Origin of the sequence: Brevundimonas sp. (assembly GCF_041911375.1) — a bacterium.
Taxonomy (GTDB): Bacteria; Pseudomonadota; Alphaproteobacteria; order Caulobacterales; family Caulobacteraceae; genus Brevundimonas.
The window spans coordinates 34,306-58,853 of sequence record NZ_JAYRPA010000088.1; the positions used below are offsets into that span (position 1 = coordinate 34,306).

The 24,548-nt window shown below is 68.7% G+C and carries 24 protein-coding genes; 17 read left to right on the forward strand and 7 right to left on the reverse strand.

Features of this window, described 5'->3' with window-relative positions:
• Positions 1 to 290 precede the first annotated feature (290 nt).
• The 11 genes from hemE to ACE3PU_RS14810 all read left to right on the forward strand — a co-directional run bounded on the left by hemE (position 291) and on the right by ACE3PU_RS14810 (position 10,710).
• Positions 291 to 1,337, forward strand: coding sequence for a uroporphyrinogen decarboxylase (gene hemE / locus ACE3PU_RS14760; protein WP_374390878.1), 1,047 nt, complete (start codon positions 291 to 293; stop codon positions 1,335 to 1,337).
• Positions 1,334 to 2,392 (forward strand): ferrochelatase, encoded by a 1,059-nt coding sequence (gene hemH, locus ACE3PU_RS14765; protein WP_374390880.1) that lies wholly within the window; start codon positions 1,334 to 1,336, stop codon positions 2,390 to 2,392. The genes hemE and hemH overlap by 4 nt, the downstream gene beginning before the upstream one ends.
• Positions 2,389 to 2,859 (forward strand): CopD family protein, encoded by a 471-nt coding sequence (locus ACE3PU_RS14770; protein ID WP_374390882.1) that lies wholly within the window; start codon positions 2,389 to 2,391, stop codon positions 2,857 to 2,859. Before hemH ends, ACE3PU_RS14770 begins: the two co-directional genes overlap by 4 nt.
• Positions 2,860 to 3,076: 217 nt before the next feature.
• Positions 3,077 to 4,513 carry a transcription termination factor Rho gene (gene rho, locus ACE3PU_RS14775; RefSeq protein WP_374390884.1) on the forward strand — a complete coding sequence of 479 codons (1,437 nt, stop codon included), beginning with the start codon at positions 3,077 to 3,079 and terminating at the stop codon, positions 4,511 to 4,513.
• Positions 4,514 to 4,586: 73 nt separating this feature from the next.
• Positions 4,587 to 4,811 carry a DUF6489 family protein gene (locus ACE3PU_RS14780; RefSeq protein ID WP_374390886.1) on the forward strand — a complete coding sequence of 75 codons (225 nt, stop codon included), beginning with the start codon at positions 4,587 to 4,589 and terminating at the stop codon, positions 4,809 to 4,811.
• Between the two features lie 44 nt (positions 4,812 to 4,855).
• A complete protein-coding gene (gene mnmE, locus ACE3PU_RS14785) occupies positions 4,856 to 6,166 on the forward strand; it encodes a tRNA uridine-5-carboxymethylaminomethyl(34) synthesis GTPase MnmE (RefSeq protein WP_374390888.1) in 1,311 nt (436 codons plus the stop codon).
• A gap of 90 nt (positions 6,167 to 6,256) precedes the next feature.
• Positions 6,257 to 8,137 carry a tRNA uridine-5-carboxymethylaminomethyl(34) synthesis enzyme MnmG gene (mnmG, locus tag ACE3PU_RS14790; protein ID WP_374390890.1) on the forward strand — a complete coding sequence of 627 codons (1,881 nt, stop codon included), beginning with the start codon at positions 6,257 to 6,259 and terminating at the stop codon, positions 8,135 to 8,137.
• The gene (gene rsmG / locus ACE3PU_RS14795) at positions 8,137 to 8,769 is read left to right on the forward strand and encodes a 16S rRNA (guanine(527)-N(7))-methyltransferase RsmG (RefSeq protein WP_374390892.1); all 633 of its coding nucleotides are present in this window, start codon (positions 8,137 to 8,139) and stop codon (positions 8,767 to 8,769) included. The genes mnmG and rsmG overlap by 1 nt, the downstream gene beginning before the upstream one ends.
• On the forward strand, positions 8,750 to 9,571 hold the full coding sequence (locus tag ACE3PU_RS14800) for a ParA family protein (protein ID WP_374390894.1): 822 nt from the start codon (positions 8,750 to 8,752) through the stop codon (positions 9,569 to 9,571). Before rsmG ends, ACE3PU_RS14800 begins: the two co-directional genes overlap by 20 nt.
• 28 nt (positions 9,572 to 9,599) lie before the next feature.
• On the forward strand, positions 9,600 to 10,490 hold the full coding sequence (locus tag ACE3PU_RS14805; RefSeq protein WP_374390896.1) for a ParB/RepB/Spo0J family partition protein: 891 nt from the start codon (positions 9,600 to 9,602) through the stop codon (positions 10,488 to 10,490).
• Between the two features lie 25 nt (positions 10,491 to 10,515).
• A complete protein-coding gene (locus tag ACE3PU_RS14810; protein WP_374390898.1) occupies positions 10,516 to 10,710 on the forward strand; it encodes a hypothetical protein in 195 nt (64 codons plus the stop codon).
• Here ACE3PU_RS14810 and holA read toward each other — a convergent pair.
• The 4 genes from holA to ACE3PU_RS14830 form a co-directional block, all read right to left on the reverse strand.
• On the reverse strand, positions 10,707 to 11,759 hold the full coding sequence (holA, locus tag ACE3PU_RS14815) for a DNA polymerase III subunit delta (RefSeq protein ID WP_374390900.1): 1,053 nt from the start codon (positions 11,757 to 11,759) through the stop codon (positions 10,707 to 10,709). The two genes, ACE3PU_RS14810 and holA, sit on opposite strands and share 4 nt — an antisense overlap.
• A gap of 10 nt (positions 11,760 to 11,769) precedes the next feature.
• Positions 11,770 to 12,249: an LPS assembly lipoprotein LptE gene (gene lptE, locus ACE3PU_RS14820; protein ID WP_374390902.1), complete on the reverse strand. Its 480-nt coding sequence runs from the start codon at positions 12,247 to 12,249 to the stop codon at positions 11,770 to 11,772.
• Complete coding sequence (gene leuS, locus ACE3PU_RS14825; RefSeq protein ID WP_374390904.1) at positions 12,249 to 14,801, reverse strand: leucine--tRNA ligase; 2,553 nt, start codon at positions 14,799 to 14,801, stop codon at positions 12,249 to 12,251. Before leuS ends, lptE begins: the two co-directional genes overlap by 1 nt.
• Positions 14,802 to 14,945: 144 nt before the next feature.
• Positions 14,946 to 15,401 (reverse strand): DUF3576 domain-containing protein, encoded by a 456-nt coding sequence (locus ACE3PU_RS14830; RefSeq protein ID WP_374390906.1) that lies wholly within the window; start codon positions 15,399 to 15,401, stop codon positions 14,946 to 14,948.
• A 374-nt stretch (positions 15,402 to 15,775) separates the two neighbouring features.
• Between ACE3PU_RS14830 and ACE3PU_RS14835 the strand changes: the two genes are divergently transcribed.
• Positions 15,776 to 16,141, forward strand: coding sequence for an NtrZ family periplasmic regulatory protein (locus tag ACE3PU_RS14835; protein WP_374390908.1), 366 nt, complete (start codon positions 15,776 to 15,778; stop codon positions 16,139 to 16,141).
• Positions 16,142 to 16,151: 10 nt separating this feature from the next.
• On the opposite strand, the gene ACE3PU_RS14840 is transcribed toward ACE3PU_RS14835, so the two are convergent.
• Positions 16,152 to 16,790: a thiamine phosphate synthase gene (locus tag ACE3PU_RS14840; RefSeq protein ID WP_374390910.1), complete on the reverse strand. Its 639-nt coding sequence runs from the start codon at positions 16,788 to 16,790 to the stop codon at positions 16,152 to 16,154.
• Between ACE3PU_RS14840 and ACE3PU_RS14845 the strand changes: the two genes are divergently transcribed.
• Both ACE3PU_RS14845 and ACE3PU_RS14850 read left to right on the forward strand, forming a co-directional pair.
• Positions 16,789 to 17,505 carry a YggS family pyridoxal phosphate-dependent enzyme gene (locus tag ACE3PU_RS14845; RefSeq protein WP_374390912.1) on the forward strand — a complete coding sequence of 239 codons (717 nt, stop codon included), beginning with the start codon at positions 16,789 to 16,791 and terminating at the stop codon, positions 17,503 to 17,505. The two genes, ACE3PU_RS14840 and ACE3PU_RS14845, sit on opposite strands and share 2 nt — an antisense overlap.
• Before the next feature lie 62 nt (positions 17,506 to 17,567).
• Entirely contained in the window at positions 17,568 to 18,254 is a 687-nt protein-coding gene (locus ACE3PU_RS14850) for a response regulator transcription factor (RefSeq protein WP_374390913.1), read from the forward strand.
• Here the strand turns inward: ACE3PU_RS14850 and ACE3PU_RS14855 are convergent, their stop codons facing one another.
• Both ACE3PU_RS14855 and ACE3PU_RS14860 read right to left on the reverse strand, forming a co-directional pair.
• Positions 18,255 to 19,508 carry a UbiH/UbiF/VisC/COQ6 family ubiquinone biosynthesis hydroxylase gene (locus tag ACE3PU_RS14855; protein WP_374390915.1) on the reverse strand — a complete coding sequence of 418 codons (1,254 nt, stop codon included), beginning with the start codon at positions 19,506 to 19,508 and terminating at the stop codon, positions 18,255 to 18,257.
• A gap of 49 nt (positions 19,509 to 19,557) precedes the next feature.
• On the reverse strand, positions 19,558 to 20,052 hold the full coding sequence (locus ACE3PU_RS14860; protein ID WP_374390917.1) for a hypothetical protein: 495 nt from the start codon (positions 20,050 to 20,052) through the stop codon (positions 19,558 to 19,560).
• Positions 20,053 to 20,170: 118 nt separating this feature from the next.
• On the opposite strand from ACE3PU_RS14860, the gene ACE3PU_RS14865 reads away from it, so the two are divergent.
• The 3 genes from ACE3PU_RS14865 to ACE3PU_RS14875 all read left to right on the forward strand — a co-directional run bounded on the left by ACE3PU_RS14865 (position 20,171) and on the right by ACE3PU_RS14875 (position 24,539).
• The gene (locus ACE3PU_RS14865) at positions 20,171 to 22,576 is read left to right on the forward strand and encodes a DNA translocase FtsK 4TM domain-containing protein (protein ID WP_374390919.1); all 2,406 of its coding nucleotides are present in this window, start codon (positions 20,171 to 20,173) and stop codon (positions 22,574 to 22,576) included.
• Positions 22,577 to 22,821: 245 nt separating this feature from the next.
• Complete coding sequence (locus ACE3PU_RS14870) at positions 22,822 to 23,508, forward strand: outer membrane lipoprotein carrier protein LolA (protein ID WP_374390921.1); 687 nt, start codon at positions 22,822 to 22,824, stop codon at positions 23,506 to 23,508.
• Positions 23,509 to 23,741: 233 nt separating this feature from the next.
• The gene (locus ACE3PU_RS14875) at positions 23,742 to 24,539 is read left to right on the forward strand and encodes an exodeoxyribonuclease III (RefSeq protein WP_374390923.1); all 798 of its coding nucleotides are present in this window, start codon (positions 23,742 to 23,744) and stop codon (positions 24,537 to 24,539) included.
• Positions 24,540 to 24,548: the final 9 nt, after the last annotated feature.

Below are 24,548 nucleotides of genomic sequence, written 5' to 3' on the forward strand. Positions count from 1 at the left end.
CCGGCTTGTGGAAAATCCTAACGGAAGGTTAACGCCGCTTAACCCCGTTCACAGCCCCGCGCCCCGCGAAGCCTTGCCCGTTAAGGCTTCGTTAGGGATTGTCCACCGCATCGACAGGGTGTCCAGCGACCCGTCATGTCGCGTCGGCCGGCGTGGATATCCGCTTTTGTTCTTCGGACGCGCCGGGAGTCATCCCCGCCTTTCCACCGCCCTACCTGCCTCTACGAATCTTTTAATTCTTAATCTGATTAGGGATTGAGAGCGGGGGGCTGTGACCTTAATCGTCCGGCATGACCACGCCCGCCCAAACACCCGTGATGCTCAGGGCTCTCCGGGGAGAGACGCTGGACCGTCCGCCGGTCTGGTTCATGCGCCAGGCAGGGCGGTATCTGCCCGAGTATCGCCGACTGCGGGCCGAGGCGCCGGACTTCATCGCCTTCTGTCTGAACCCCGAGATGGCGGCCGAGGCCACGCTGCAGCCGATGCGCCGGTTCGGCTTTGATGCGGCCATCGTCTTCGCGGACATCCTCTTGATCCCGCGCGCCCTGGGCCAGGAGGTCTGGTTCGAGGCGGGCGAGGGGCCGCGCCTGGGCGAAATGCCCGTTCCCGGCCGGATGGCGGAGTTGGCGCCCGGAGCGGGCGAGCATCTGGCGGCCGTGGGTCAGACCCTGTCGCTGGTGCGCAAGGCGCTCGAGCCCGAACGCGCCGTGATCGGTTTCGCCGGCGCGCCCTGGACCGTCGCCACCTACATGCTGGACGGCGAGCACCGGACCATCGGCAAGGGCGATCGCGCCCAGGCCCGCACCTACGCCTATGCCGACCCCAAGCGCGTGGACGAGACGCTGGAGGTGCTGGTCGAGGCGACGGCGCGCTATCTGAAGATGCAGGCCGACGCCGGCGCCCAGGTGCTGAAGATCTTCGAGAGCTGGGCCGAGGGCCTGCCCGACGACCTGTTCGAAAGGCTGGTCCTGAAGCCGCACCAGGCGCTTGTGAAGCGCACGCGGGCGCTGGGGGTCACCGTGCCCCTGATCGGCTTTCCGAGGGGCTCTGCGGCCCTTGCCGAGCGATATGCGCAGGAGGTCGAGGTCGACGCCGTCGCCCTGGACACCGCCTGTCCGCTGGACGTCGGTCGACGCGTCCAGCAGATCAAGCCGATCCAGGGGGCGCTGGATCCGCTGCTGCTGCGCGCCGGCGGCGAACTGCTGGACCGTCGCGTGGACCAGTTGATGGAAGCCTGGGGGCAGGGGCCATGGATCTTCAACCTGGGTCACGGCATCCTGCCGGACGTGCCGATCGACCACGTCGAGCGTGTGCTGAAACGGATCGGCGCCCAATGAACCCCTCGCTCAAGGGCCGCCGCATCGCCGTGGTCCTGTTCAATCTCGGCGGGCCGGACGACCAAGCGTCGGTCAAGCCCTTCCTGTTCAACCTGTTCAACGACCCGGCGATCATCGGCCTGCCTGGCGTGGTGCGCACGCCGCTGGCCCGGCTGATCTCCAGTCGACGCGAGAAGAGCGCACAGGCCAACTACGCCCTGATGGGCGGCGGTTCGCCCCTGCTGCCCGAGACCCGGCGCCAGGCGGCGGCGCTGGAGGCCGCGCTGAACGCGCGTCTTGCGGAAGACGAGGTCAAGGTCTTCATCGCCATGCGCTACTGGAACCCGCTGACCCAGGAGACGGCCGCCGACGTGGCCGTCTTCGGGCCGGACGAGGTGGTGCTTCTGCCGCTGTACCCGCAGTATTCGACGACCACGACCCAGTCCTCTCTGAAGGCCTGGAACGAGGCCTATGCGGGGTCGGGGATCAGCCGCGCCGTCTGTTGCTATCCTCACGCGGGCGGGTGGATCGAGGCGCAGGCGCGGGTCATCGCCGACAAGCTGGAAGAGGCTGGCGACCAGCCCGTCCGCGTCCTGTTCTCGGCGCACGGCATCCCCGAGAAGCTGGTGACCGGCAAGGGCGATCCCTATCAGGAGCAGGTCGAGACGACCGTCGCCGCCGTGGTCACCCGCCTGGAGGACGAACGCGGCCCCATCGACCATGCGATCTGCTACCAGAGCCGGGTGGGTCCGATGAAATGGCTGGGCCCCTCGACCCCGGACGCCATCGACCAGGCCGGTCGGGACGGCGTCGGCGTGGTGGTGGCTCCCATCGCCTTCGTCTCCGAACATGTCGAGACCCTGGTGGAGCTGGATATCGAATACGGCGAACTGGCCCACGAGAAGGGCGTCAGCCCCTATCTGCGCGCGCCCGCGGTGGGCGATCGGACCCTGTTCATCGACGCCCTGGCCGACGCCTGCGTGGACGCCCTGGGCCGCACCGGCGTCGCGCCCTTCGGCCCGGGCTGCAAGGCCGACTGGAAAGCCTGTCCCCATCGTTGTTCGAGGGCCGCATGACCGCCTACGATCTCGCGCGAGGCCTGCACATCCTGGCCGTAATCGCCTGGATGGCGGGCCTGCTCTTCCTGCCTCGCCTCTACGCCTACGACGCCGAACAGGGCGGCAAATCCGAGCCGTTGAAGAGCGAGATGCAGGCGCTGCTGCGCGCCTGGCAGACCCGACTGCTGCGCATCATCGTCAATCCAGCCATGATCCTGGCCTGGGGCTTCGGGCTTTGGCTGATCCACATCGATGTCTCGGCGCGCGGCTGGGCCTTCCTTGCGGAACCCTGGATGATCGCCAAATTGGCCGGCGTCTTTCTGCTCAGCGGCTGGCATGGCTTTCTCGCCGCCGAACGACGGCGCATCGCCGCCGGGACCTCGACCAAATCCGGCCGCTTCTGGCGGATGACCAACGAAATCCCCTTCCTGCTGGCGATCGTGATGGTCTTGTCCGTCACGACCGAATGGGCGTTGCGCGGATAACGGCGAACGCCTCCGCTTGACCTTCCAGGCCGCCTGTGGTTCCGCTGGCGGCGAACCGTCGGGCCTCAGCGCACGCTGGGCCGCCGGTCCCTCTCTTTCGCGACGCCTGCCGGCCTGACCGGCGGGAGCCCGTCGCAATCCCCTCCGGCCCTCCGGCCAGACATTCCTGGATAACCGCCGCCGCACGGCTTCGTGCGCGCGACCGCGAGCCTGCATCATGACCGACGTCCGCGACACCAATCCCGACACGCCCGAATCCGGGTCCGAGATCGACTCCGGCGCCCCCGTGCACCACGGGGCCGAACACGAGGCGGGCGAGGCGGCCGGGGCCGACTCGGGCGTCGACACCACGGTCGAGGACGAGGACGAGGGCGAGGCTGTCGTGCCGTCGGGCCGCATCACCCTGGCGGAACTGAACGAGAAGACGCCGGCCGACCTGGTCGCCTTCGCCGAACAGCTGGAGGTCGAGAACGCCTCCAACCTGCGCAAACAGGACCTGCTGTTCGCCATCCTCAAGGCCCTGGCCGAGGAAGAGGTCGAGATCATCGCCGACGGCGTGCTGGAAATCCTGCCAGACGGCTTCGGCTTCCTGCGTAGCCCGGACGCCAATTATCTTCCGGGCCCTGATGATATCTATGTGTCGCCGTCGCAGATCCGCCGCTTCGGCCTGCGCTCCGGCGACACGGTGCACGGCGCCGTGCGCGCCCCGCGCGAAGGCGAGCGCTACTTCGCCCTGCTCAAGGTCGACACGATCAATCTGGAAGACCCTGAACTGGTCAAGACCAAGGTTCTGTTCGACAACCTGACGCCGCTCTATCCCGAAGAGCGGATCCATATGGAGATCCAGGATCCGACCCTGAAGGACCGTTCGGGCCGCGTGATCGACATCGTGGCCCCGCTCGGCAAGGGGCAGCGCTGCCTGATCGTGGCCCCGCCTCGGGTCGGCAAGACGGTGATGCTGCAGAACATTGCCAAGTCGATCGAGAAGAACCACCCCGAGGTGATCCTGATCGTCCTGCTGATCGACGAACGCCCGGAAGAAGTCACCGACATGCAGCGCACGGTGAAGGGCGAGGTCGTCGCCTCCACCTTTGACGAACCGGCCACGCGCCACGTCGCCGTCGCCGAAATGGTGATCGAAAAGGCCAAGCGCCTGGTCGAGCACAAGAAGGACGTGGTGATCCTGCTGGACTCCATCACCCGCCTGGGCCGGGCCTACAACGCCACCGTCCCATCGTCGGGCAAGGTCCTGACCGGCGGCGTGGACGCCAACGCGCTGCAGCGGCCCAAGCGCTTCTTCGGCGCCGCGCGCAACGTGGAGCAGGGCGGCTCGCTGACCATCATCGCCACCGCCCTAATCGACACCGGCAGCCGCATGGACGAGGTGATCTTCGAAGAGTTCAAGGGCACCGGCAACTCGGAAATCGTCTTGGATCGCAAGGTCGCCGACAAGCGCATCTTCCCGGCCATCGACGTGCTCAAGTCGGGCACCCGCAAGGAAGACCTCATCACGCCGAAGGATCAGCTGGCCAAGACCTACGTTCTGCGCCGCATCCTCAACCCGATGGGTCCGCAGGACGCGATCGAATTCCTGCTCGACAAGCTGCGTCAGTCGAAGAACAACTCGGACTTCTTCCAGTCGATGAACACCTGATCTTCCACGGCCCCGTGCGCATGACGGCAGGAAGCAAGAGCGAAGCGTTTCACGTGAAACAGCGGAGGGTCCCATGAAGGTCACGGTGGACATCGACTGCACCCCAGCCGAAGCGAGGGCCTTTCTCGGCCTGCCCGACGTCACGCCGTTGAACGACGCCATGGTCGCGGAGATGCAGGAGCGGATGAAGGCCAATGTCGCCGCCATGCAGCCGGAAGAGCTGATGAAGACCTGGACCAGCTTCGGTCTTCAGGCTCAGGACCAGTTCCGTCGCCTGATGGAAGCCGCGGTGAAATGATCAGCGATCCTCCCGCTGCCGCCACGCTCGCGGGGTAGGGGCCGATGGCTGACGACACCATCTTCGCCTTGGCGACGCCGCCGGGCCGCGGCGCCATCGCGGTCGTTCGCCTGTCCGGCCCCGCCGTCGAATCCACGTTGGCCGACTTGGGGGCGACGCGCCTCAAGCCCCGGATGGCGTCCGTCCGCGATCTGTCTCATGGGGGCGAACACATCGACCAGGCCCTGGTCCTGCGGTTCGTCGCGCCCAACTCCTATACCGGCGAAGACTCTGCAGAGCTGCACCTTCACGGCGGCCGTGCCGTGGTCGAGGCCGCCAGTCGAGCCTTGATCGCGCTCGGCGTTCGGCCGGCGGAGCCTGGCGAGTTCACCCGACGCGCTTTTCAGAACGGGCGCATGGACCTGGCGCAAGCCGAGGCCGTCGCTGATCTGATCGACGCCGAAACGACAGCCCAGGCGAAACAGGCCCTCGGTCAGCTGGACGGCCGGCTGAGTGAAACCTACGCCGGCTTCCGTCGCGAGCTGCTTCACGCCCTTGCGCTGGTCGAGGCCGAGATCGACTTTCCCGACGAAGAGGTGCCGGACAATCTGGCGCGCACCGCCGGTCCGGCCCTGGACCGTCTGGCGGACGACCTGCGCCGCGCGGTGGAGACCGGCCGACGGGGCGAGCGCGTCAGGGACGGCTATCGCATCGTGCTGATTGGCGAGACCAACGCCGGCAAATCCTCGCTGTTCAACGCGCTCGTCTCCCGAGAGGCGGCCATCGTCACGCCCATCGCCGGCACGACGCGCGACGTGCTCGACGCGGAGCTTGTTATCGGCGGCTACACCGTCACCCTGTCCGACACCGCCGGGCTACGGGACAGCGACGATCCCGTGGAGGCGGAGGGGGTTCGGCGGGCGCGGATGAGGGCTCAGCAGGCGGACCTGCGACTGTGGGTCCGCGCGCCAGGCGACCCGGCCGGCGCCGCTGCGGAGTACGCGCGACCCGGCGATCTGGTCGTCGCCAACAAGTCGGACCTGGGCAGCGTGGAACCCGTAGGGGATCTGGAACTGCTGAGCGTCAGCACCACTCGGGCAGAGGGCTTGTCTGCGCTTCACAACTGGATCGAGACCCGGTTGGCGCGTGACCTGTCCGGGTCGGACTTTCCTGCGATCACACGCGAGCGCCATCGCCTTCGACTGACAGAGGCGCTCGCCGCCGTCGAGGCTGCCCGACAGGCCTTGGATGTCGCCCCAGAGATGGCCGGGGACGATCTGAGACGCGCCGCGGACGCCCTGTCCCGCGTGACCGGGGCCATCGGTGTCGAGGACATCCTCGGTCAGGTCTTCGCCACCTTCTGCATCGGAAAATAGCCCCGACGTTTCACGTGAAACATGGGCTGCGGCCCGCTGTGGAGCCGACGGCTTCTGGCGGATGAGCGTGTTTTCCATTATGTGCAGCGGATGATCTCCTCCCCTGACCTGACCTTCGACGTCGTCGTCATCGGCGGCGGCCACGCCGGCTGTGAGGCCGCAGCCGCCTCCGCGCGCGCGGGCGCCCGCACGGTCCTTTTGACCCAGAAGCTGGAAACCATCGGCGAGATGTCCTGCAACCCGGCCATCGGCGGCCTGGGCAAAGGCCACCTGGTGCGCGAGATTGACGCGATGGACGGCGTCATGGGGCGTTTGGCCGACGCCTCGGGCATCCAGTTCCGCCTGCTGAATCGGTCGAAGGGCGCCGCCGTGCGCGGGCCCCGCAGCCAGATCGACCGTCGCCTGTACCGCGAAGCCATGCAGGCCGAGCTGGCTGCGACTCCGAACCTGGCCCTCCTGGCGGGCACGGCCGAGCGCCTGATCCTGGATGGCGAACGGGTTGTCGGGGTCGTGACCGAGGCTGGCGAAACAATCCGCGCCGGCGCTGTCGTGCTGACGACCGGCACCTTTCTGAACGGCGTGATCCATCGGGGCGACGAGCGGATCCCTGCCGGGCGCCACGGGGAGGCCCCGTCGACAGGCCTGGCCGAGGACCTGCACGCGGCCGAACTCCTGATGGGCCGGCTGAAGACGGGCACGCCCGCGCGCCTGGATGGGCGCACCATCGCCTGGGACCGCCTGGAAATGCAGCAGGCGGACGCGAATCCGTCGGCGTTCTCCTTCCTGACGGATCAGATCACCGTGCCCCAGATCGCCTGCGGCGTGACCCACACGTCGGAAGAAACCCACCGCATCATCGCCGAGAACCTGGGAGAGAGCGCCGTGTATGGCGGTCGTCTTTCCGGGCGGGGCCCGCGCTACTGCCCGTCGATCGAGGACAAGGTCGTTCGCTTTGCGGACAAGACCAGCCATCAGATTTTCCTGGAGCCGGAAGGCCTGGACGATCCCACCGTCTATCCGAATGGCATCTCGACCTCGGTGTCGGAGCCGACGCAGCTGGCCTTCCTGCGCACCATTCCTGGCCTCGAGGCGGTGGAGGTGTTCCGCTACGGCTATGCGATCGAATACGACTATGTCGATCCCCGCGAGCTGAGCCCGGCGCTGGAAGTGAAGAAGCGGCCCGGCCTGTATCTGGCCGGCCAGATCAACGGCACGACCGGCTATGAAGAAGCGGCCGCCCAAGGGCTGATGGCTGGATTGAACGCCGCCCGCGCAGCGGCGGGGCAGGATCCGGTCATACTGGGCCGGGATCAGGCCTATATCGGTGTGATGATCGACGACTTGGTGACGCGGGGCGTGACCGAGCCCTATCGGATGTTCACCAGCCGCGCGGAGTACCGACTGGCCCTGCGCGCCGACAACGCCGATCAGCGGCTGACCCCGTTGGCCATTTCGCTGGGGATCGTCAGTCCTGCCCGGCAGATCCGCTTTAATGCGAAAGCGCAGGCGCTCGCGAGCGCGACGGCTGTTTCACGTGAAACGCTGTTCACGCCCACCGAGGCAAGCGCGCTGGGGATGAGCGTAAACGCGGACGGTCGTCGCCGGTCCATGCGAGAGCTGCTGGCCTTCCCAGGCGTGACGCTGGACCATTTCATCGGGGTCTGCCCCGCCATCGCCGCATGGGGTCCTGAGGTGAGGGAGCAGATCGAGGTCGACGCAGGCTACGCCGCCTATCTGGATCGGCAGGCGATCGACGCCGAGGCGCTGCGGACGGAGGAGGATCTGCTTCTCCCGCCTGGGCTCGACTATGCCGCCATCGGCGGCCTGTCGAATGAGGTGAAGGAGAAGCTCGCCCGCATCCAGCCGCGGACTCTGGGACAGGCCGGGCGCATTGAGGGTATGACTCCCGGCGCCCTGACCGCATTGCTGGCCCATGTGAAGCGGGCGCCCCGGACGTCGGTCGCCGCCTGATGTTCGAAGCCGAGCAGACCGCCTTCCAGGCGAAGACCCGCGCCACGCCTGAACAGATGGCGGATCTGGAGCGCTTCCGGAATCGCCTGGTCGAGGCCAATGCGGTCATGAACTTGGTGGGACCCGACAGCCTACCCGACTTCTGGAATCGCCACGCCTGGGACAGCGCTCAGCTGCTGGATCACGCGCAAGGCGCGCGAACCTGGGCCGATCTCGGTGCCGGCGCAGGCTTCCCCGGCATTATCTTGACCATCCTTCTGAAGGGGAGGGAGGGCGCGCACGTCTGGCTGATCGACAGCCTGGGCAAACGGTGTCGCTTCCTGCAAGAGGCCGTCGATGCGCTGAACCTGCCGGCCACCGTCATAAACGGACGCGCCGAAGAGCAGACGGTGACTTGCGACATCGTCACCGCGCGCGCCGTGGCGCCCATGGACAAGCTGCTCGGTTATGCACAGCCCTACTTCCAAAGGGGTGCACAAGGCCTATTCCTGAAAGGGGAAAAGGCCGAATCCGAGTTGATTGAGGCGCGCAAATCCTGGCAACTCGAAGCTGAACTGGCCCCGTCGCAGAGCGACCCGCGCGGCCGCATCGTGACAATCCGGAGTGTTCGACGTGTCCGCTCAAGGTCGTAAAAAACAGCCTGCCCGCGTCCTTGCCGTGTCCAATCAGAAGGGCGGGGTGGGCAAGACGACCACGGCGATCAATCTGGGCACCGCCCTGGCCGCCATCGGCGAGCGGGTGCTGATCGTTGACATGGACCCGCAGGGTAATGCCTCGACGGGCCTGGGTGTTCCACGTGAAACACGCCGGGTGACCATCTACGACGTGGTGGTCGACCAGCGGTCGATCGACGATGCGGCGGTCCAAACCACCGTGCCTGGGCTGTGGATCGTGCCGGCCGACGCGGACATGTCCGGCGTCGAGATCGAGCTGAGCCAGGCCGATCGACGATCCTATCGACTGCGCGACGCCCTGCGTGCCCACGATGAGGGCCCTACTGGGTATGACTATGTCCTGATCGACTGCCCGCCGTCGCTGAACCTGCTGACGCTGAACGCCATGGCCGCCGCGGACGCGGTGCTGGTGCCGCTGCAGTGCGAGTTCTTTGCGCTGGAAGGCCTGAGCCAGCTGATGCGAACCGTGGACATGGTCAAGCACAGCCTGAACCCGTCGCTGGAGATTCAGGGCCTGGTCCTGACCATGTTCGACCGACGCAGCGCTTTGTCGGGCCAGGTGGCCAATGACGTTCGGGCCCATTTCGGCGACAAGGTCTATGAGAGCGTCATCCCCCGAAATGTCCGCGTCGCCGAGGCGCCGTCGTTTGGCAAGCCGGCGCTGATCTATGATCTGAAATGCGCGGGCAGCCAGGCCTATCTGCGGCTGGCGCGGGAAGTGGTGAAGCGCGAGCGCCAGCGCCTAAAGCTGGCGGCCTGATTTTCAAAAGAAGAAACGGAACAGTATCTTGGCTGAACGACAAAGAGGCCTGGGCCGCGGCCTGTCGGCGCTGATGGGGCAGGACGCAGAGACGCCGGTGGCGGCGGGCGCGCCGGTCCCCGCCGGCGTGCAGCGCGTGCCGATCGAGAGCCTGAAGCCGAACCCGGACCAGCCGCGCAAGACCTTCCGCCAGGAGGATTTGGAAGAGCTGACCGCGTCCATCCGCGACAAGGGCGTGCTGCAGCCGATCCTGGTGCGCGGCCAGCCAGGCGAAGAGGGCGTGTGGCAGATCATCGCCGGCGAGCGACGCTGGCGCGCCTCCCAGGCCGCGCGCCTGACCGAGGTGCCCGTCATCGTCACCGAGATGGACGACGTCGAGGTCTTCGAGGTCGCCATCGTCGAGAACGTCCAGCGCGCCGACCTGAACCCGCTGGAAGAGGCCGAGGCGTATCGTGTCCTGATGGAGCGGTTCGGCCGGACGCAGGACACCGTCGCGGGCGTGGTCGGCAAGAGCCGCAGCCATGTCGCCAACACCATGCGCCTGCTGCAACTGCCCGAGCGGGTGCTGTTCTACGTCCGTGAGGGCAAGCTGTCGGCCGGTCACGCCCGGGCGCTTATCAATACGCCCGATCCGGCCGAACTGGCCGACATCGCCTTCGTCAACGGCCTGAGCGTGCGCGAGACCGAGGCGCTGGCCCGCAAGGCGGTCGAGGGGCCCAAGCCGGGCAAGGCGCGGACGTCGTCGGCCGGCGCGAGCGGCGAGGGCGCGGCCGATGTCGCCGCCCTGCAGCAGGATCTGGCGGACGCGCTGGGTCTGAAGGTGCAACTCGCCGACAAGGGCGGAAAGGGCGAGCTGACGATCCGCTACGGTTCGCTGGAGCAGCTGGACGAACTTTGCCGCCGTTTGATGCGCGGCTGAGACCGTCGGCGTGGTACAAGGGCGCATGACCCAAGAGAACACGCCGACCGCCGTCGACAAGCTGAAGCAGGCGCTCGCCGCCAAGAAAGCCCAAAGAAGCGGGAAGGGCGGGCACGGCTTCAACGCCCAGCCGGGCGCCAAGGCCGAGGAAAAGAGCGTGTCCGCGCGCAACGTGGCCCTGGCCAAGCCGGCCTTCCGCCGGGCGTCGAAGCGGGGCTAGAGCCCCAGCCGTCGCGCCTTGCCGGCGATTTCCAGCAGCAGGCGCTCGGCGATCAGCTGGTCCGGCATTCCGGTCGTCTTGGTGGCGACATCGGCGGTGTTGATGCTTTCCAGCACTTCGTCCAACATCTCCAGACGCCAGGCGCGGGCCTGACGCAGCATTTCGGCCTCCTGCTTCCAGAAGACGCCGGCGGCCTTGGCGGCCTCCTTGGCGTTCGCGCCATTGGCCTGCAAGATATTGATTCGACGAAGCTTTCCGAGGTGCAGCGCGGCGGATCGAACGGCCAGCACAGAGGATTCTCCCTCGGCGAAGGCGCGACGCAGGCCGGACTGGGCGGGGCCGGGCCGGGCCCCGAAGGCCTGCAGCGCAGCGTCGGACAGGGAGGCGTCCGGCTCCACGCCCAGATGGGTCTCCAGCTCGTCCATGTCGATTGTGCGACCGGAGCCCGGGCCGATGAACAGCGCCAGCCGCTCGATCTCCTGACGCATGAGCCCGCGCTCGCGGGGCAGGCGGGCGACGAAACGGTCCAGGGCGTCTGACGTCAGCCCGACCTTGTCCGCGGCCAGGGCCTCGCGCGTCATGCGGGCGACGTCCCCGGTCTCGTCCTCGTAGCAGACGATGCCGACGGCGCCGGCCTCCTTCTCCGCGGTCTTTCGCAGGGCGGATTCGCGACCCAGCTGGTCGGCCTCGACCACCAGCATGGCGTCGGGATTGTAGCCGCCCTCGGCGTGGATCTTCACGGCGGCGGCCACGGCCTTGTCCACCCCGGCCTTGAAGGTCGACAGGCGGATCCGCACCAGACGACGGCCGCCCATCAGGGACATGGCCGTCAGGGCTTCCTCGAGCTTCGTCTCGTCGCCGTCGATGTCGCTGTCGGTCAGGACGGTGACGTTGAACGGGTCGTTCAGGTCGGGCGTGACCGTCCGGCACAGGACCTCGGCGCGCTCGGCCACGCCGGACCGGTCCTTGCCGTGGATCACCGCCGCCCGGATCGCGGGATCGGGCGCCTTCAGGAAGCGATCGATCTCGGGCCGTTTGGAGAGGATCATGGCGCGCGGCTCACTGCCCGGCCAGCGCCTGCATCAGATCAAGACGGATCAGGCGGGCCAGCTCGGAGGCGGCGCGTTCCTCGCCGTCCTGCTGCGCGGCGATGGCGGCGTAGGGCTGGTCGGCGGCGGCGTAGGTGGTGGTGACCGTCTCGGTTCCGGTCAGCGGCGTTCCACCCGACGTCGGGGTCAGGGTCCAGGCCGCCTTGACCGTCAGCTCATAGCGGGTGGCGGTGTCGTCGATGCGTCGACCCAGCGAGCGGCGGTTCTGCTCGACCTGCGTCGTCAGGCGGTAGAGGGGCGCGGACGACCGATCCCAGGCCAGGGCGTCCTCCAGCTGTTCGCGCAGGCGATAGCCCAGCCGGTCGTCCTGGGTCGAAACGGCGATGCGGCGCAGCGACGAGCCCACGGCCGGCTCGGCGTAGATCGGCGTGAAGCCGCAGGCCGAGACCAGCGGCGTCGCCAGCATGAGCGCGAGCAGGGCGCGCTTCATCAGCCGGCCACCAGATTGACGATGCGGTCCTTGACCACGACGATCTTCTTCACGCTCAGACCCTCCAGACGCGCCTTGACCGTCTCGTCGGCCAGGACGACCGCCTCGACCTCGGACGGCTCCATGCCGCGCGGCACGCGAATTTCCGCCCGGCGCTTGCCGTTGATCTGGATGGGCAGGACCACCTCGTCATCGGCCGCCAGAGCAGGGTCCCACACGGGCCACGGCGCGTCCAGAACCATCCCGTCCTCTCCCAGCCGGGACCAGCACTCCTCGGCCAGGTGCGGGGTGAAGGGGGCGATCAGACGAGCCAGGGCCGACAGGGCCTGGCGTTTGGCGTCGCCGCCGGCCTTGTCATGGTCGCGGATCGTGGCGACGAAGGCGTAGAGCTTGGCGATGGCCGAGTTGAAGCGGAAGCCCTCCACGCCCTCCGACACGGCCTTGATGGCCTTGTGCGTCTCGCGCAGCAGTTCGGCGTTGGCCTTCTCCTCGCCGGCGACGGCGGGATTGAACGCATCGAACAGGGTCCACGCGCGCTGGACGAAACGGCTGGCGCCCTCGACGCCGCCGGGGGTCCATTGCACGTCGCGTTCGGGCGGACTGTCGCTCAGGACGAACAGACGGCCGGCGTCGACGCCATGCGATTCCAGAATCTCGGCCGGAGCGACGACGTTCTTCTTGGACTTGGACATCTTTTCGATGTCGCCGATCGTCAGGGCCTCGCCGGTCGACAGCTGGCGGGCCGAGCGGACGCCGCCGTCGTTGGCCAGCTCGACGTCGGTGGGCTCGACCCAGGCGCCGTCGGCGCGACGGTAGGTCTCGTGAACCACCATCCCCTGGGTGAACAGGCCGGCGAACGGCTCCTTCACGTTCATCAGCCCGGCGTCGGTCAGGGCGCGGGTGATGAAGCGGGCGTAGAGCAGATGCAGCACCGCGTGCTCCACGCCGCCGATATACTGGTCCACCGGCAGCCAGCGGTCGGCGGCCGCCTTGGAGATCGGATCCGTAGCGGTGGGATCGGTGAAGCGCGCGAAATACCAGCTGGAGTCCACGAAGGTGTCCAGGGTGTCGGTCTCGCGCGTCGCCTCCTGTCCGCAGGACGGGCATTTGACGTGCTTCCACGTCGGATGCCGGTCCAGCGGGTTGCCGGGCACGTCGAAGGTGACGTCCTCGGGCAGCTCGACCGGCAGCTGGTCGGCGGGAACCTCGACCGGGCCGCAGGACGGGCAGTGGATGATCGGGATGGGGCAGCCCCAGTAGCGCTGGCGTGACACGCCCCAGTCACGCAGGCGATAGATGGTCGCGCCCTGTCCGGCCCCGGCCGCCTCGACCCGGCGAATGGCCTCGGCCTTGGCGGCCTCGATGTCCAGGCCGTCCAGAAAGTCCGAATGGAAGATCGAACCTGGGCCGGTGTAGGCCTCGTCGGCCACTGCGAACTCGTCGTCGGCGCCTTCGGGACGGACGACCGGGATGACCGGCAGGTCGTACTTGCGGGCGAAGTCCAGGTCGCGCTGGTCATGGGCCGGGCAGGCGAAGATGGCGCCCGTGCCGTATTCCGACAGGATGAAGTTGGCGATCCAGACGGGAACCTCGGCGCCGGTGAAGGGATGGATCACTTTCAGGCCCGTGTTCCAGCCGATCTTCTCGGCCTGTTCGATTTCGGCCTGGGAGGCGCCGCCCTTGCGGCATTCGGCGACGAAGGCGGCGACCCGGGGATCGGCCTCGGCCAATTGTTTCGAGATCGGATGGTCGGGCGCCAGGCCCAGGAAGCTGGCGCCGAACAAGGTGTCCGGGCGGGTCGTATAGATTTCGACGCCGGACTCGTAGCCTTCCGGCGCGGTTCCGGCGAAGCGCCACGTCATCTGCAGGCCCTTGGAGCGGCCGATCCAGTTTTCCTGCATCAGGCGAACCTTTTCGGGCCAGCGGCCTTCCAGCTCTTTCAGGCCGTCGATCAGGTCGTCGGCGTAGTCGGTGATGCGCAGGAACCACTGGTTCAGCTTGCGCTTCTCGACCACCGCGCCGGAGCGCCAGCCCCGCCCGTCGATGACCTGCTCATTGGCCAGGACGGTGTTGTCGACCGGATCCCAGTTGACCACGCCGTCCTTGCGATAGACCAGGCCACGCCGGTACAGCGCCAGGAACCAGGCCTGCTGCTTGCCGTAGTATTCGGGATCGCAGGTGGCGAACTCGCGCGACCAGTCCAGCGACAGGCCCAGCAGCTTCAGCTGCTCGCGCATGTTGGCGATGTTGGAATAGGTCCAGCCCTTGGGATGGATGCCGCGCTCCATGGCCGCGTTCTCGGCCGGCATGCCGAAGGCGTCCCAGCCCATCGGATGCAGCACGTCGAAGCCCTGGGCCCGCTTGGACCGCGCCACCACGTCGCCCATGACGTAGTTGCGCGCGTGGCCCATGTGGATGTTCCCCGACGGATAGGGAAACATTTCAAGCACATAGTATTTCGGCCGGCTGGTGTCCTTCGTCACGAAGGCGTCGGCGTCAGCCCAGCGGGCCTGTTGGCGGGGTTCGGCGGTCTTGGGGTCGTAGCGGGCCACGGGCGTCCTGAAGTCAGAAGGGCGCTGGCGCCCCCCGGCTCAACTAGCCTGAAGGACGACAGCGCCCAAGAAATTTTGCGTCACGTCGAGACGGGCGCGAAGCGCTCAAGCCGCCCAAGGGGCGGTTGCGCCGACGGGATTGCTTTAGCCGGCGTTGGCGAGGTTGAGCTGGCGCGCCTTGGTCAGGATGGCGTTTTCCAGGTCCGCCTCGGTCTGGGCGGCGACGGGCGCGGTGGTCCACTGACCGTCGGCGCCCTTCACCTCCTTGGTCACCGTCACGTTCAGCGCGTCGGCGCGCAGGCGGGTGTCCAGGATGAAGACAGTCGCCTTGAACCGCTCGTTCGGCGTCTGGGGATTGACGTACCAGTCGTAGTTGATCACCCCGCCCCACGGATCGGCGGTGGCCAGCGGCATGAAGCTCAGGGTGTCGAGCGAGGCGCGCCACAGATAACCGTTGACGCCGATCCCCTGCTGCACGTCGACGCGCTGGGTCTTGCGGTCGTCGCCGCCGACGAAGGGAATGCTGGAGCAGGCGGACAGGGCCACGCCGGACAGGAGGGCGACGGCGACGCCGCGAACCAGGGCCTTGTTGAGGCGCATCAAGGAAGTCTCCGTAACCATAGGACCGTGAGGGTTTCGCCCACACGCGCACGGCTTTGCGCAGGATCAGCGCCGCAGCGGGGCTCTATAACACGGTGAAAAGGGGCGATGACAAGGCGAACCGCGCGCGCGGCCCCGTCGTTGCGTGACAGAGCCGCGACAGGCGGCCCCTCTCGCGCCTAAATCCCGTGACGCTTGAGACACATCGCAGCGCAACAATGGCGGGGAACCGGGTTATGCCGCCGACGTTGCGTTGACCGGGCGGGCCTCCGATGTCTAATCGCGAGGTTCACGGTCGCATAAGGCCGGTTCAGGATTTTCTCGGTGCGTCGGTGGGCGGGCCTGAAGGGTTGGAAATGCGTTTGGGCGTGTCCATGGCTGTCGTTGCCGCGATCTCGGTCGTCGCCGGCGCCAGTGCGGCTGCCGCGCAATCGCGCCAGCCGTCGGTTTCCCTGAGCGAGGCGCAGCAGGCCCAGCGCAACGCGCCGGCCCAGCAGCGGCGCGGTCTTCGCCTGAACGACAGCGGGCGCTGGGGCCTGGACTTCAACCTGAACCAGCCTGTGGGCCGCGAGACGGACTGGGGCGACGTCGAGGCCGGCGCCTACTATCGCCTGAACGACCGCCTGCGCGTCGGCGCCGCCGCCGCTGTGGCGACGCCCGAGGCGGACCCGGCCCGCGCGCCGGAAACCAATGGCCGCGCCCAGCCGCGCGTGCGTCTGGAAACCATCTTCAAGTTCTGATCCTGCGCCTTCAGGCGTCGCCGGCGAAGGCCGACTGGATCGCCGCTATTCCGGCCAGGCCGCAGGCGCCGGACCTCATCAGCCCCTCGGCGTTGTCCCCATCGATCCCGCCCAGCGCATAGACCGGCGTGCCGGTGCGGGCCGCCAGATCGCGAAAGCGGTCCGGTCCCAGCGCCGCCCGGGCCGCCGAGGCGCCGCCCGCCGGAAACACCGGCGACAGCACCAGGGCGTCCAGACGCTGGGGCGCGGGCGTTGCGCCGTGCCAGGCGGCCGTCAGCAGCCAGCCCGGCCGGGCGACGCGGACGGCCGGCGCCCGGTCCGCTGACGTCTCCGGCAGGTGCAGGCCGTCCGCCTCAAGGGCCTGGGCCAGATCCATGTCCAGCCCGACCAGCAGGCGAACACCGGCGCGCCGCGTCGCCGCCCGCAGACGACGACCGATCTCCAGGGCGTCCGGCCGGCCGAAGGCGCGGAACACCACGGCCGCCCCCGGCGGCAGGCGCGCGGCCGTCTCCCACGGTCGGGGCGTGCGCGCCGGATCGGTGAAGAAGAGCAGCGGCGGCAGGCTGACAGCGCCCGCGCGGCGGTTTAGAGCCGTGGCGGCGTCCCAGAGCGCGTGCGCCGCATCGCTGTAGCCGTCGGGCAGGGTCATGACCGCTTCTTCCCCCGCTTCTTCTCCCGCGTCCATCGCCGACCGGATCGCGGCCGTGCGCGAACGCATCGCCGCCGCCTGTCGCGCGGCCGGGCGCGACCCAGGCGCGGCGACCCTGACCGCCGTGTGCAAGACCCAGCCGCCCGAGGCGATCGACGCGGCCCTGGCGACGGGCCAGCGCGTGTTCGGCGAGAACCGGGTGCAGGAGGCGCAGGGGCGCTGGCGCGACCGGCGGCCGCGCCTGCCGGACCTGGAACTGCGGCTGATCGGCCCGCTGCAGACGAACAAGGCGTCCGACGCCGTAACCCTGTTCGACGTGATCGAGACCCTGGATCGCGAGAAGCTGGCCCGCGCCCTGGCCGAGGCGGCTCAGAAGCAGGGGCGTGCGCCGCGGATGCTGGTCCAGGTCAACACCGGCGCGGAGCCACAGAAGGCCGGCGTCCTGCCGAGCGAGGCCCACGCCCTGATCCGCGCCGCGCGCGAAACCTACGGCCTGACGGTGGAGGGCCTGATGTGCATTCCGCCGGCCGAGGAGGCGACCGGGCCGCATTTCGCCCTGTTGAGAGACATCGCGGACCGCAACGGCCTTTCGGTCCTGTCGATGGGAATGAGCGGCGACTACGAGACCGCGATCCGGCATGGCGCGACCCATGTCCGGGTCGGAACTGCGCTGTTCGGGGAACGAATTCGCCCCGAACAGGCCTCTAGGCCGTAACCTGACGTGAATTCACGCCCCCAAGCCTTGGCGCGGGGGCCAAGCCTCGCCATTGTCTCACCATGCCCACGCCCAAGACCATTCTGATCATCGACGACGACGACGACCTGCGCGAAGCGCTGGCCGAGCAGCTGAACCTGCATGAGGAGTTCAAGACCCAGCAGGCCGCCACCGCCACCGACGGGGTGCGCATGGGCCGCGAGATCCGCGCCGACCTGATCCTGCTGGACGTGGACCTGCCCGACATGGACGGCCGCGAGGCCTGCCGCCTGCTGAGGAAGGACGGCGTCTCGACGCCGGTCATCATGCTGACGGCCCAGTCGGCCGACGCCGACGCCATCCTGGGCCTGGACGCCGGGGCCAACGACTATGTGACCAAACCCTTCCGTTTCGCCGTCCTGCTGGCCCGCATCCGCGCCCACCTGCGCAGCCACGAACAGTCCGAGGACGCCGTCTTCTCCATCGGCCCCTATGAGTTCCGGCCCGCCGCCAAGGTGCTGATGGACGCCAAGGGCAAGAAGATCCGGCTGACGGAGAAGGAGACCAACATCCTGAAGTACCTCTATCGCGCCGGCGCCAAGCCGGTGTCGCGCGAAGAGCTGCTGACGGAGGTCTGGGGCTATAACGCCGGGGTCACCACCCACACGCTGGAAACCCACATCTATCGCCTGCGCCAGAAGATCGAGCCCGAGCCGGGCCAGGCGCGGCTGCTGCTGACCGACGCGGGCGGCTACCGGCTGCAGCCCTGATCAGACCGCCTCGCCCCGCAGCAGTCGGGGCAGGTCGCCCGTCGCGCCGCCGGCCTCCTGCATGAAGGCCCTGCGAAGCGGGCCGATGCGGTTGACCGCCGCCAGGCCGATGTCGCGCGCAAGCCGCACCGGCGCGATGTCGTTGGAGAACAGCCGCACGAAGCCGTCGAAGCCGGCGGCCAGCGCCGCATTGTCGAAGCGGCGCCAGCGGGCGTAGCGCTCCAGCACCGTCTCGGCGCCGATGTCCTCGCCCAGGCGCGCGGCCTCGGCCAGCACCTCGGCCAGGGCGGCGGCGTCCTTCAGCCCCATGTTCAGCCCCTGGCCCGCCACGGGATGCACCCCGTGCGCCGCGTCGCCGATCAGGGCGATGCGCGGCGCGACCAGCTTCTCGGCCAGGCTCAGCGACAGCGGATAGACGAAGCGCGGCCCCTCCACCGTCGCCCCATCCAGGAATTCGCCGAACCGGCGCATCAGGTGGGCGTGGAAGGCGGGGTCGGAGGCGGTCTTCAGCGCCTCGGCCCGGCGGGTGGTCTCGGTCCAGACCAGGCTGGCGCGCTGTTCCGTCAGCGGCAGGATGGCGAACGGGCCGCCGGGCAGGAAATACTCATGGGCCACATTCCCGTGGTCGCGACCCAGCCGCACCGTGGCCACCACGCCGCTCTGGCCGTAACCCCAGCCGACGGTGTCGATGCCGGCGGCCCTGCGCACGGCCGAGCCGCGCCCTTCCGCACCGACCGCCAGCGGCGCGATCAGGCGCGCGCCGTCCGCCAGGATCACCGTCGCCTTGCCCGGATCGGTCTCGACCGCCGCGACCGAGGCGGGCGCCCTGACCTCCAGTCCCGCCCGCGCGACGGCTTCCACCAGGGCCACGCGGATGCGCCGGTTTTCGACCATGTAGCCCAGCGGCTCGCCGCCGGTGCGGCCGCCGATCTCCTCGGCGTCGAAGCGCAGGAAGGCGGGCGAGGCGGACCGGCTGGCCGCCCCCGGCCGCCGTCCGTCGGTGACCAGGATGTGGTCCATGCGGCAGGCGTGCGGGCGCAGGGCCTCGCCCAGTCCCAGCGCGTCCAGCATGCGAAAGGTGGAGAAGGCGATGGCCGTCGATCGGCCGTCGAAGGTCGGCGCCAGCTGGGCGTCGAACGGCTGGGGATCGACCATCACGACCTTGAGGCCGGACTGCGCCGCCGCCAGGGCGAACGCCGCCCCGGTCAGCCCCGCGCCGGCGATGACAATGTCGTAGCGTTCGGTGTCGGCCATGGGAGGCTTGTCGCGCCGCGAAGCGCGCGCGTCCAGAGGACGGATCAACTCAGGCGGGCTGGCCGGCGGTCAATTGTTCGCAATAGCGCGCGTAGTGCTCCACGGATGGCGCGCCCGGCGCGGGCACGGCCAGCGTCTGCGTTCCATAGGAAAAGCTCAGGGTGTCGGCGGCCGCCAACGCCTCGAACCATCCGGCAGGAAAGCGACCCTCGCCTTCAACGGCCCAGAAGTCGTCCCTTCGCCTGGCCTGGACTCCAAAGATCTTTTCGCCGGCTCGAACGCTCATGGGGCCTTGGGTCGCGTCAGGGAAACGGACCTGGAGGCGCCCTTGGGTCGTGTCGTCGCAGGTCATGACCACGACGGGCGCGCCCCGTCCCGCGCCATCCAGTCGAGAAAGAATAAGTCCGCCGGCCTTTCCGTGCGCCAGCGCCCATTCATGAGGAACGCCGCCCAGATCGAAAAGCGGGCGGGGCGGTGCGCGGTTCGTCTGTGAATTGCAGCCGGCCAGAACAGCGAGCAGGAGAATTGACACCGTAGGTTTCATGGTCTGCAACCTCGCATGAAGCGCGGCTCCAGTCCACGGCTCCGCTGGTAAACAGCCCCTTAACCCTGTCGATGCGACAAGGACGGGAACGTTCTTCGCCGCAGGGTCCGCCCTTCTCATGTCCACCGCCCTCGCCGTCGGCCGCCAGGCCTGGATCAGCGCCCGCATCCTGTGGGACGCGCCCTTCGTGGTGCGGTTCAGGGGGGTGCTGCAGGCCCTGCTGGCGACGCTGCTGCTGGTCGCCCTGATGTCGTGGAACCCGGCCGACGCCAGCCTGAACTCAGCCTCCAGCCTGCCGACGACCAACTGGCTGGGGGCGAACGGCGCCCTGTTCGCCGACCTGTTCATGCAGTCGTTGGGCCTGGCGGCCTGGCCTGCGGCCCTGCTGCTGATCGCCTTCGGCCTGGCGCGAGCGGTCGGGGACGCCATCCAGCAGCGGCTGAAGCCCACGCCGATGAAGGCCCTGGCCGCGACGGGGGGGACGCTTCTGTTGTCGGCGGCCCTGGCCGCCCTGGCGGCGCCCGCCGCATGGCCCCTGGCCGCGGGCCTCGGCGGCCTGTGGGGCGACGCCGTGACCGGCCTTGCCGCCCAAGGGCTAGGCGCGCTGAGGATTCCGGGCGGCCGCATCATCGCCGGCGTCGTCTTTCTGGTCGCCGGCCTGTGGATGACCGGGTTCGCCATCGGCCTGAGGGCCGCGGATTTCATCGACGCCCTGCACTGGGGTCGTTCGCTGCGCGCGCCGGCCGCGCCGCCGCCGGCGAAGGCCCCCCGCGCGAAACCCGCCCGGCCCAAGCCCGAGGCGCGGGTCGCCGCGCCGGTCGAGAACGCGCCCCCCTCGGACGAGGGCCCGCAGACCGCCTATGACGACCTGCCGCCCTGGGAGGACGAACCCGTCGCCCCTCCGCCCGCGGCCCGCGCCGCCGTCCGCCCGGAAGAGCCGCGCGTCGCCGCCGTCAAGGCGCCCAAGGCGCGCAAGGACGTGGACGTCGACCAGCAGGCCTTCGACTTCGTGCGTCCCGAAGGCGCCTTCGACCTGCCGCCGCTGGGCATACTGACCAAGCCGAGCCAGCGCGTCGCCTCGGTCGACGAGGAGTCGCTGAAGCAGAACGCCAAGATGCTGGAGGGCGTGCTGCAGGAGTTCGGCGTGCGCGGGGTCATCGACCAGATCCGCCCCGGCCCGGTCGTGACCCTGTACGAACTGGTCCCCGCGCCGGGCGTGAAGCATGGCCGCGTCGTGGCCCTGGCCGACGACATCGCCCGGTCCATGTCCGCGCGCGCCTGCCGCATCTCGGTGGTCCAGGGCCGCAACGCCATCGGCATCGAACTGCCCAACGCCAAGCGCGAGACCGTCTATCTGCGCGACCTCCTGGCCAGCGGCGAATACGACAAGAAGGGCCATCTGCTGCCGCTGGCGCTGGGCGAAACCATTGGCGGCGAGCCCTATGTCGCCGACCTGGCGCGGATGCCGCACCTGCTGATCGCGGGCACCACCGGCTCGGGCAAGTCGGTCGGGGTCAACGCCATGATCCTGTCGATCCTGTACCGCCACAGCCCGGCCGAATGCCGCTTCATCATGATCGACCCCAAGATGCTGGAGCTGTCGGTCTATGACGGCATCCCGCACCTGCTGGCCCCGGTCGTCACCGATCCCAAGAAGGCCGTCGTCGCCCTGAAATGGACGGTGCGCGAGATGGAGGACCGCTATCGCCGCATGTCCAAGCTGGGGGTGCGCAACGTCGCCAGCTACAACGAACGCGCCCGCGAGGCCCAGGCCAAGGGCGAGCATTTCGAGCGCACCGTCCAGACCGGCTTCGACGAGCAGGGCCGTCCGGTCTATGAGTCCGAGAAGATCCGTCCCGAGCCCATGCCCTACCTGGTCGTGGTCATGGACGAGATGGCCGACCTGATGCTGGTCGCCGGCAAGGACGTGGAAGGCGCGGTCCAGCGTCTGGCCCAGATGGCCCGCGCCGCCGGCATCCACCTGATCATGGCGACGCAGCGCCCGTCGGTGGACGTCATCACCGGCACCATCAAGGCCAACTTCCCGACCCGGATCTCCTTCCAGGTCACGTCCAAGATCGACAGCCGCACCATCCTGGGCGAGCAGGGCGGCGAGCAGCTGCTGGGCCAGGGCGACATGCTCTACATGGCCGGCGGCGGCCGCATCACCCGCCTGCATGGTCCCTTCGTCGACGACAAGGAAGTCGAGGACGTCTGCAAACACCTGAAGGCCCAGGCCGAGCCCGACTATCTGGACCTGATCACCGACGAGCCGGACGGCGACGGGGAGGGCGGCTTCGATGAAGGGGGCGGCGGCGGGTCTGGCGACGACCTCTACGACCGGGCCGTGGCGGTGGTGACGCGCGACCGCAAGGCCTCCACCTCCTATGTCCAGCGCCGGCTCCAGATCGGCTACAACCGCGCCGCCTCGCTGATCGAGCGGATGGAGCAGGAGGGCGTGGTCAGCCCCGCCAACCACGCCGGCAAGCGCGACGTCCTGGCCGGCCCGCCGCCGATGGTGTGAGGCGCAAGGCGCCTCTCCCTCCCCCGTGGGGAGGGTCGTCGCGCAGCGACGGGGAGGGAGAAGTTCGTGCGCAACCCTCCTCGCGCCGGTCCGTTCTCCACCCGCTGTCTTCCCAAGCTTCAGCATTTCGATGAACAGGGCTTCATCGGAGCGCCGGAATATGGTCAGGCTCGCGTCATTCCGACGCCAAGCCGGCCGGGCAAGACGGCAGGATCGACAACCATCCCGAACGGGAGACGACTGACATGACTGCACGCGTCCGCGCCCTCGCGCCCGCCCCCACCGACCTACAGCGCCGCCAGCTGCTCCTGACCGGCGGCCTGCTGACCGGCGTCGCCGTCCTGGGCGGCCTGGCCCTGCCGGCAGAGGCGCAGGCGAACCTGTCGGCCGCCGACCGCGAGGTGGTGCAGCGCGCTCAGGGCTATCTGCAGGCGCTCACTTCGGCCCAGGGGACCTTCGTGGAGACCGGGCCCAGCGGCCAGCGCCGCCAAGGCCGCTTCTACCTGCAGCGGCCGGGCAAGATGCGCTTCGAATACACCAATCCGGCGGGCCTGCTGGTCGTGTCGGACGGCTACAATGTGAAGCGCTACGACCCGCGCCTGAACAATTTCCAGCAGGTGCCCCTGGGGCGAACGCCGCTGTCCACCTTCCTCGCGCGCAACGTCCGCCTGGATCAGGGCGTGCGTATCGACCGGGTGACGCGCATGAGCTCCGGCGCCTTCGCCATCGTGGCGCGCGACTCCAACCGCCCCAACGACGGCCAGGTCGTGCTGGCCTTCGCCGGCAATCCGATGCGCCTGCACGAATGGACCATCACGGACGCGCAAGGGGCGCGCACCCGCACTCAGCTGACGGCGCTGTCGCCCGCCTCGGGCCTTGCCTCCAGCCTGTTCCAGCTGCGGGACCCCACCCGCAGGCCGGGCCGAAACTGACGCGGCGCTGAATCGCTCCGTTGCCGGATGAACACAGGCAATCATCAAATATGACAATTTGACCTTTTCGTTCGGCAGTGACACTTTGAGCACAGGACGGCGGCGGCCGTCCGACCGCCACGGATGTCATCCCCCTCCCGGCGGCGAGAGAGACGAAACCTTCCCGAGCCCGGCCCTTTGCGGCCGGGCTTTTTTTGGCGCGACTCCTTCGCCGCGCCTGCTATTCGGGCGGCATGACTCTTCGCCTGGCCACATGGAACATTAACTCCGTCCGCCTGCGCATCGACCAGGTCGCGCGCTTCGTCCAGGAACGCGCGCCCGACGTCCTGCTGCTGCAGGAGATCAAATGCACCACGGACCAGTTTCCGCGCGCCGCCTTCGAGGAGATGGGCCTGCCGCACCTGCGGGTGGCGGGCCAGAAGGGCTGGCACGGCGTGGCCATCGCCAGCCGTCTGCCCATCGCCGAAAACACCACCCTGGAGGTCTGCAAGCTGGGCCATGCGCGCTGCGTGTCGGCCCGCGTCGCGGGCGTGGACATCCAGAACTTCTACATCCCGGCCGGCGGCGACACCCCCGACCGCGCGCTGAACCCCAAGTTCGATCACAAGATGGACTTCTATGAGCGCCTGACAGCCGAGATCGCGACCCGCGACAAGGCGGCGCCCCTGGTGCTGGCGGGGGACTTCAACATCGCGCCGGGCGAGAACGACGTCTGGAACCACCGCTACATGTCCAAGATCGTCAGCCACACGCCGATCGAGGTGGAGACCCTGAACCGGCTGCAGGAGACGGGCGGTTTCGCCGATGTGCTGCGCGACCGCTTCCCCGAGCCGCAGAAGCTGGCAAGCTGGTGGAGCTACCGGGCCGCCGATTTCAGGAAGTCGAACCGCGGCCTGAGGCTGGACCACATCTGGACCTCGCCCGGCCTGACCCCCGCGGTCGTCAAGGACACCGCCCGCATCCACGACGACGTGCGCGAATGGGAGCGGCCCAGCGACCACGCGCCCGTGACGGTCGACCTGAACGTCTGACGGCGCCGA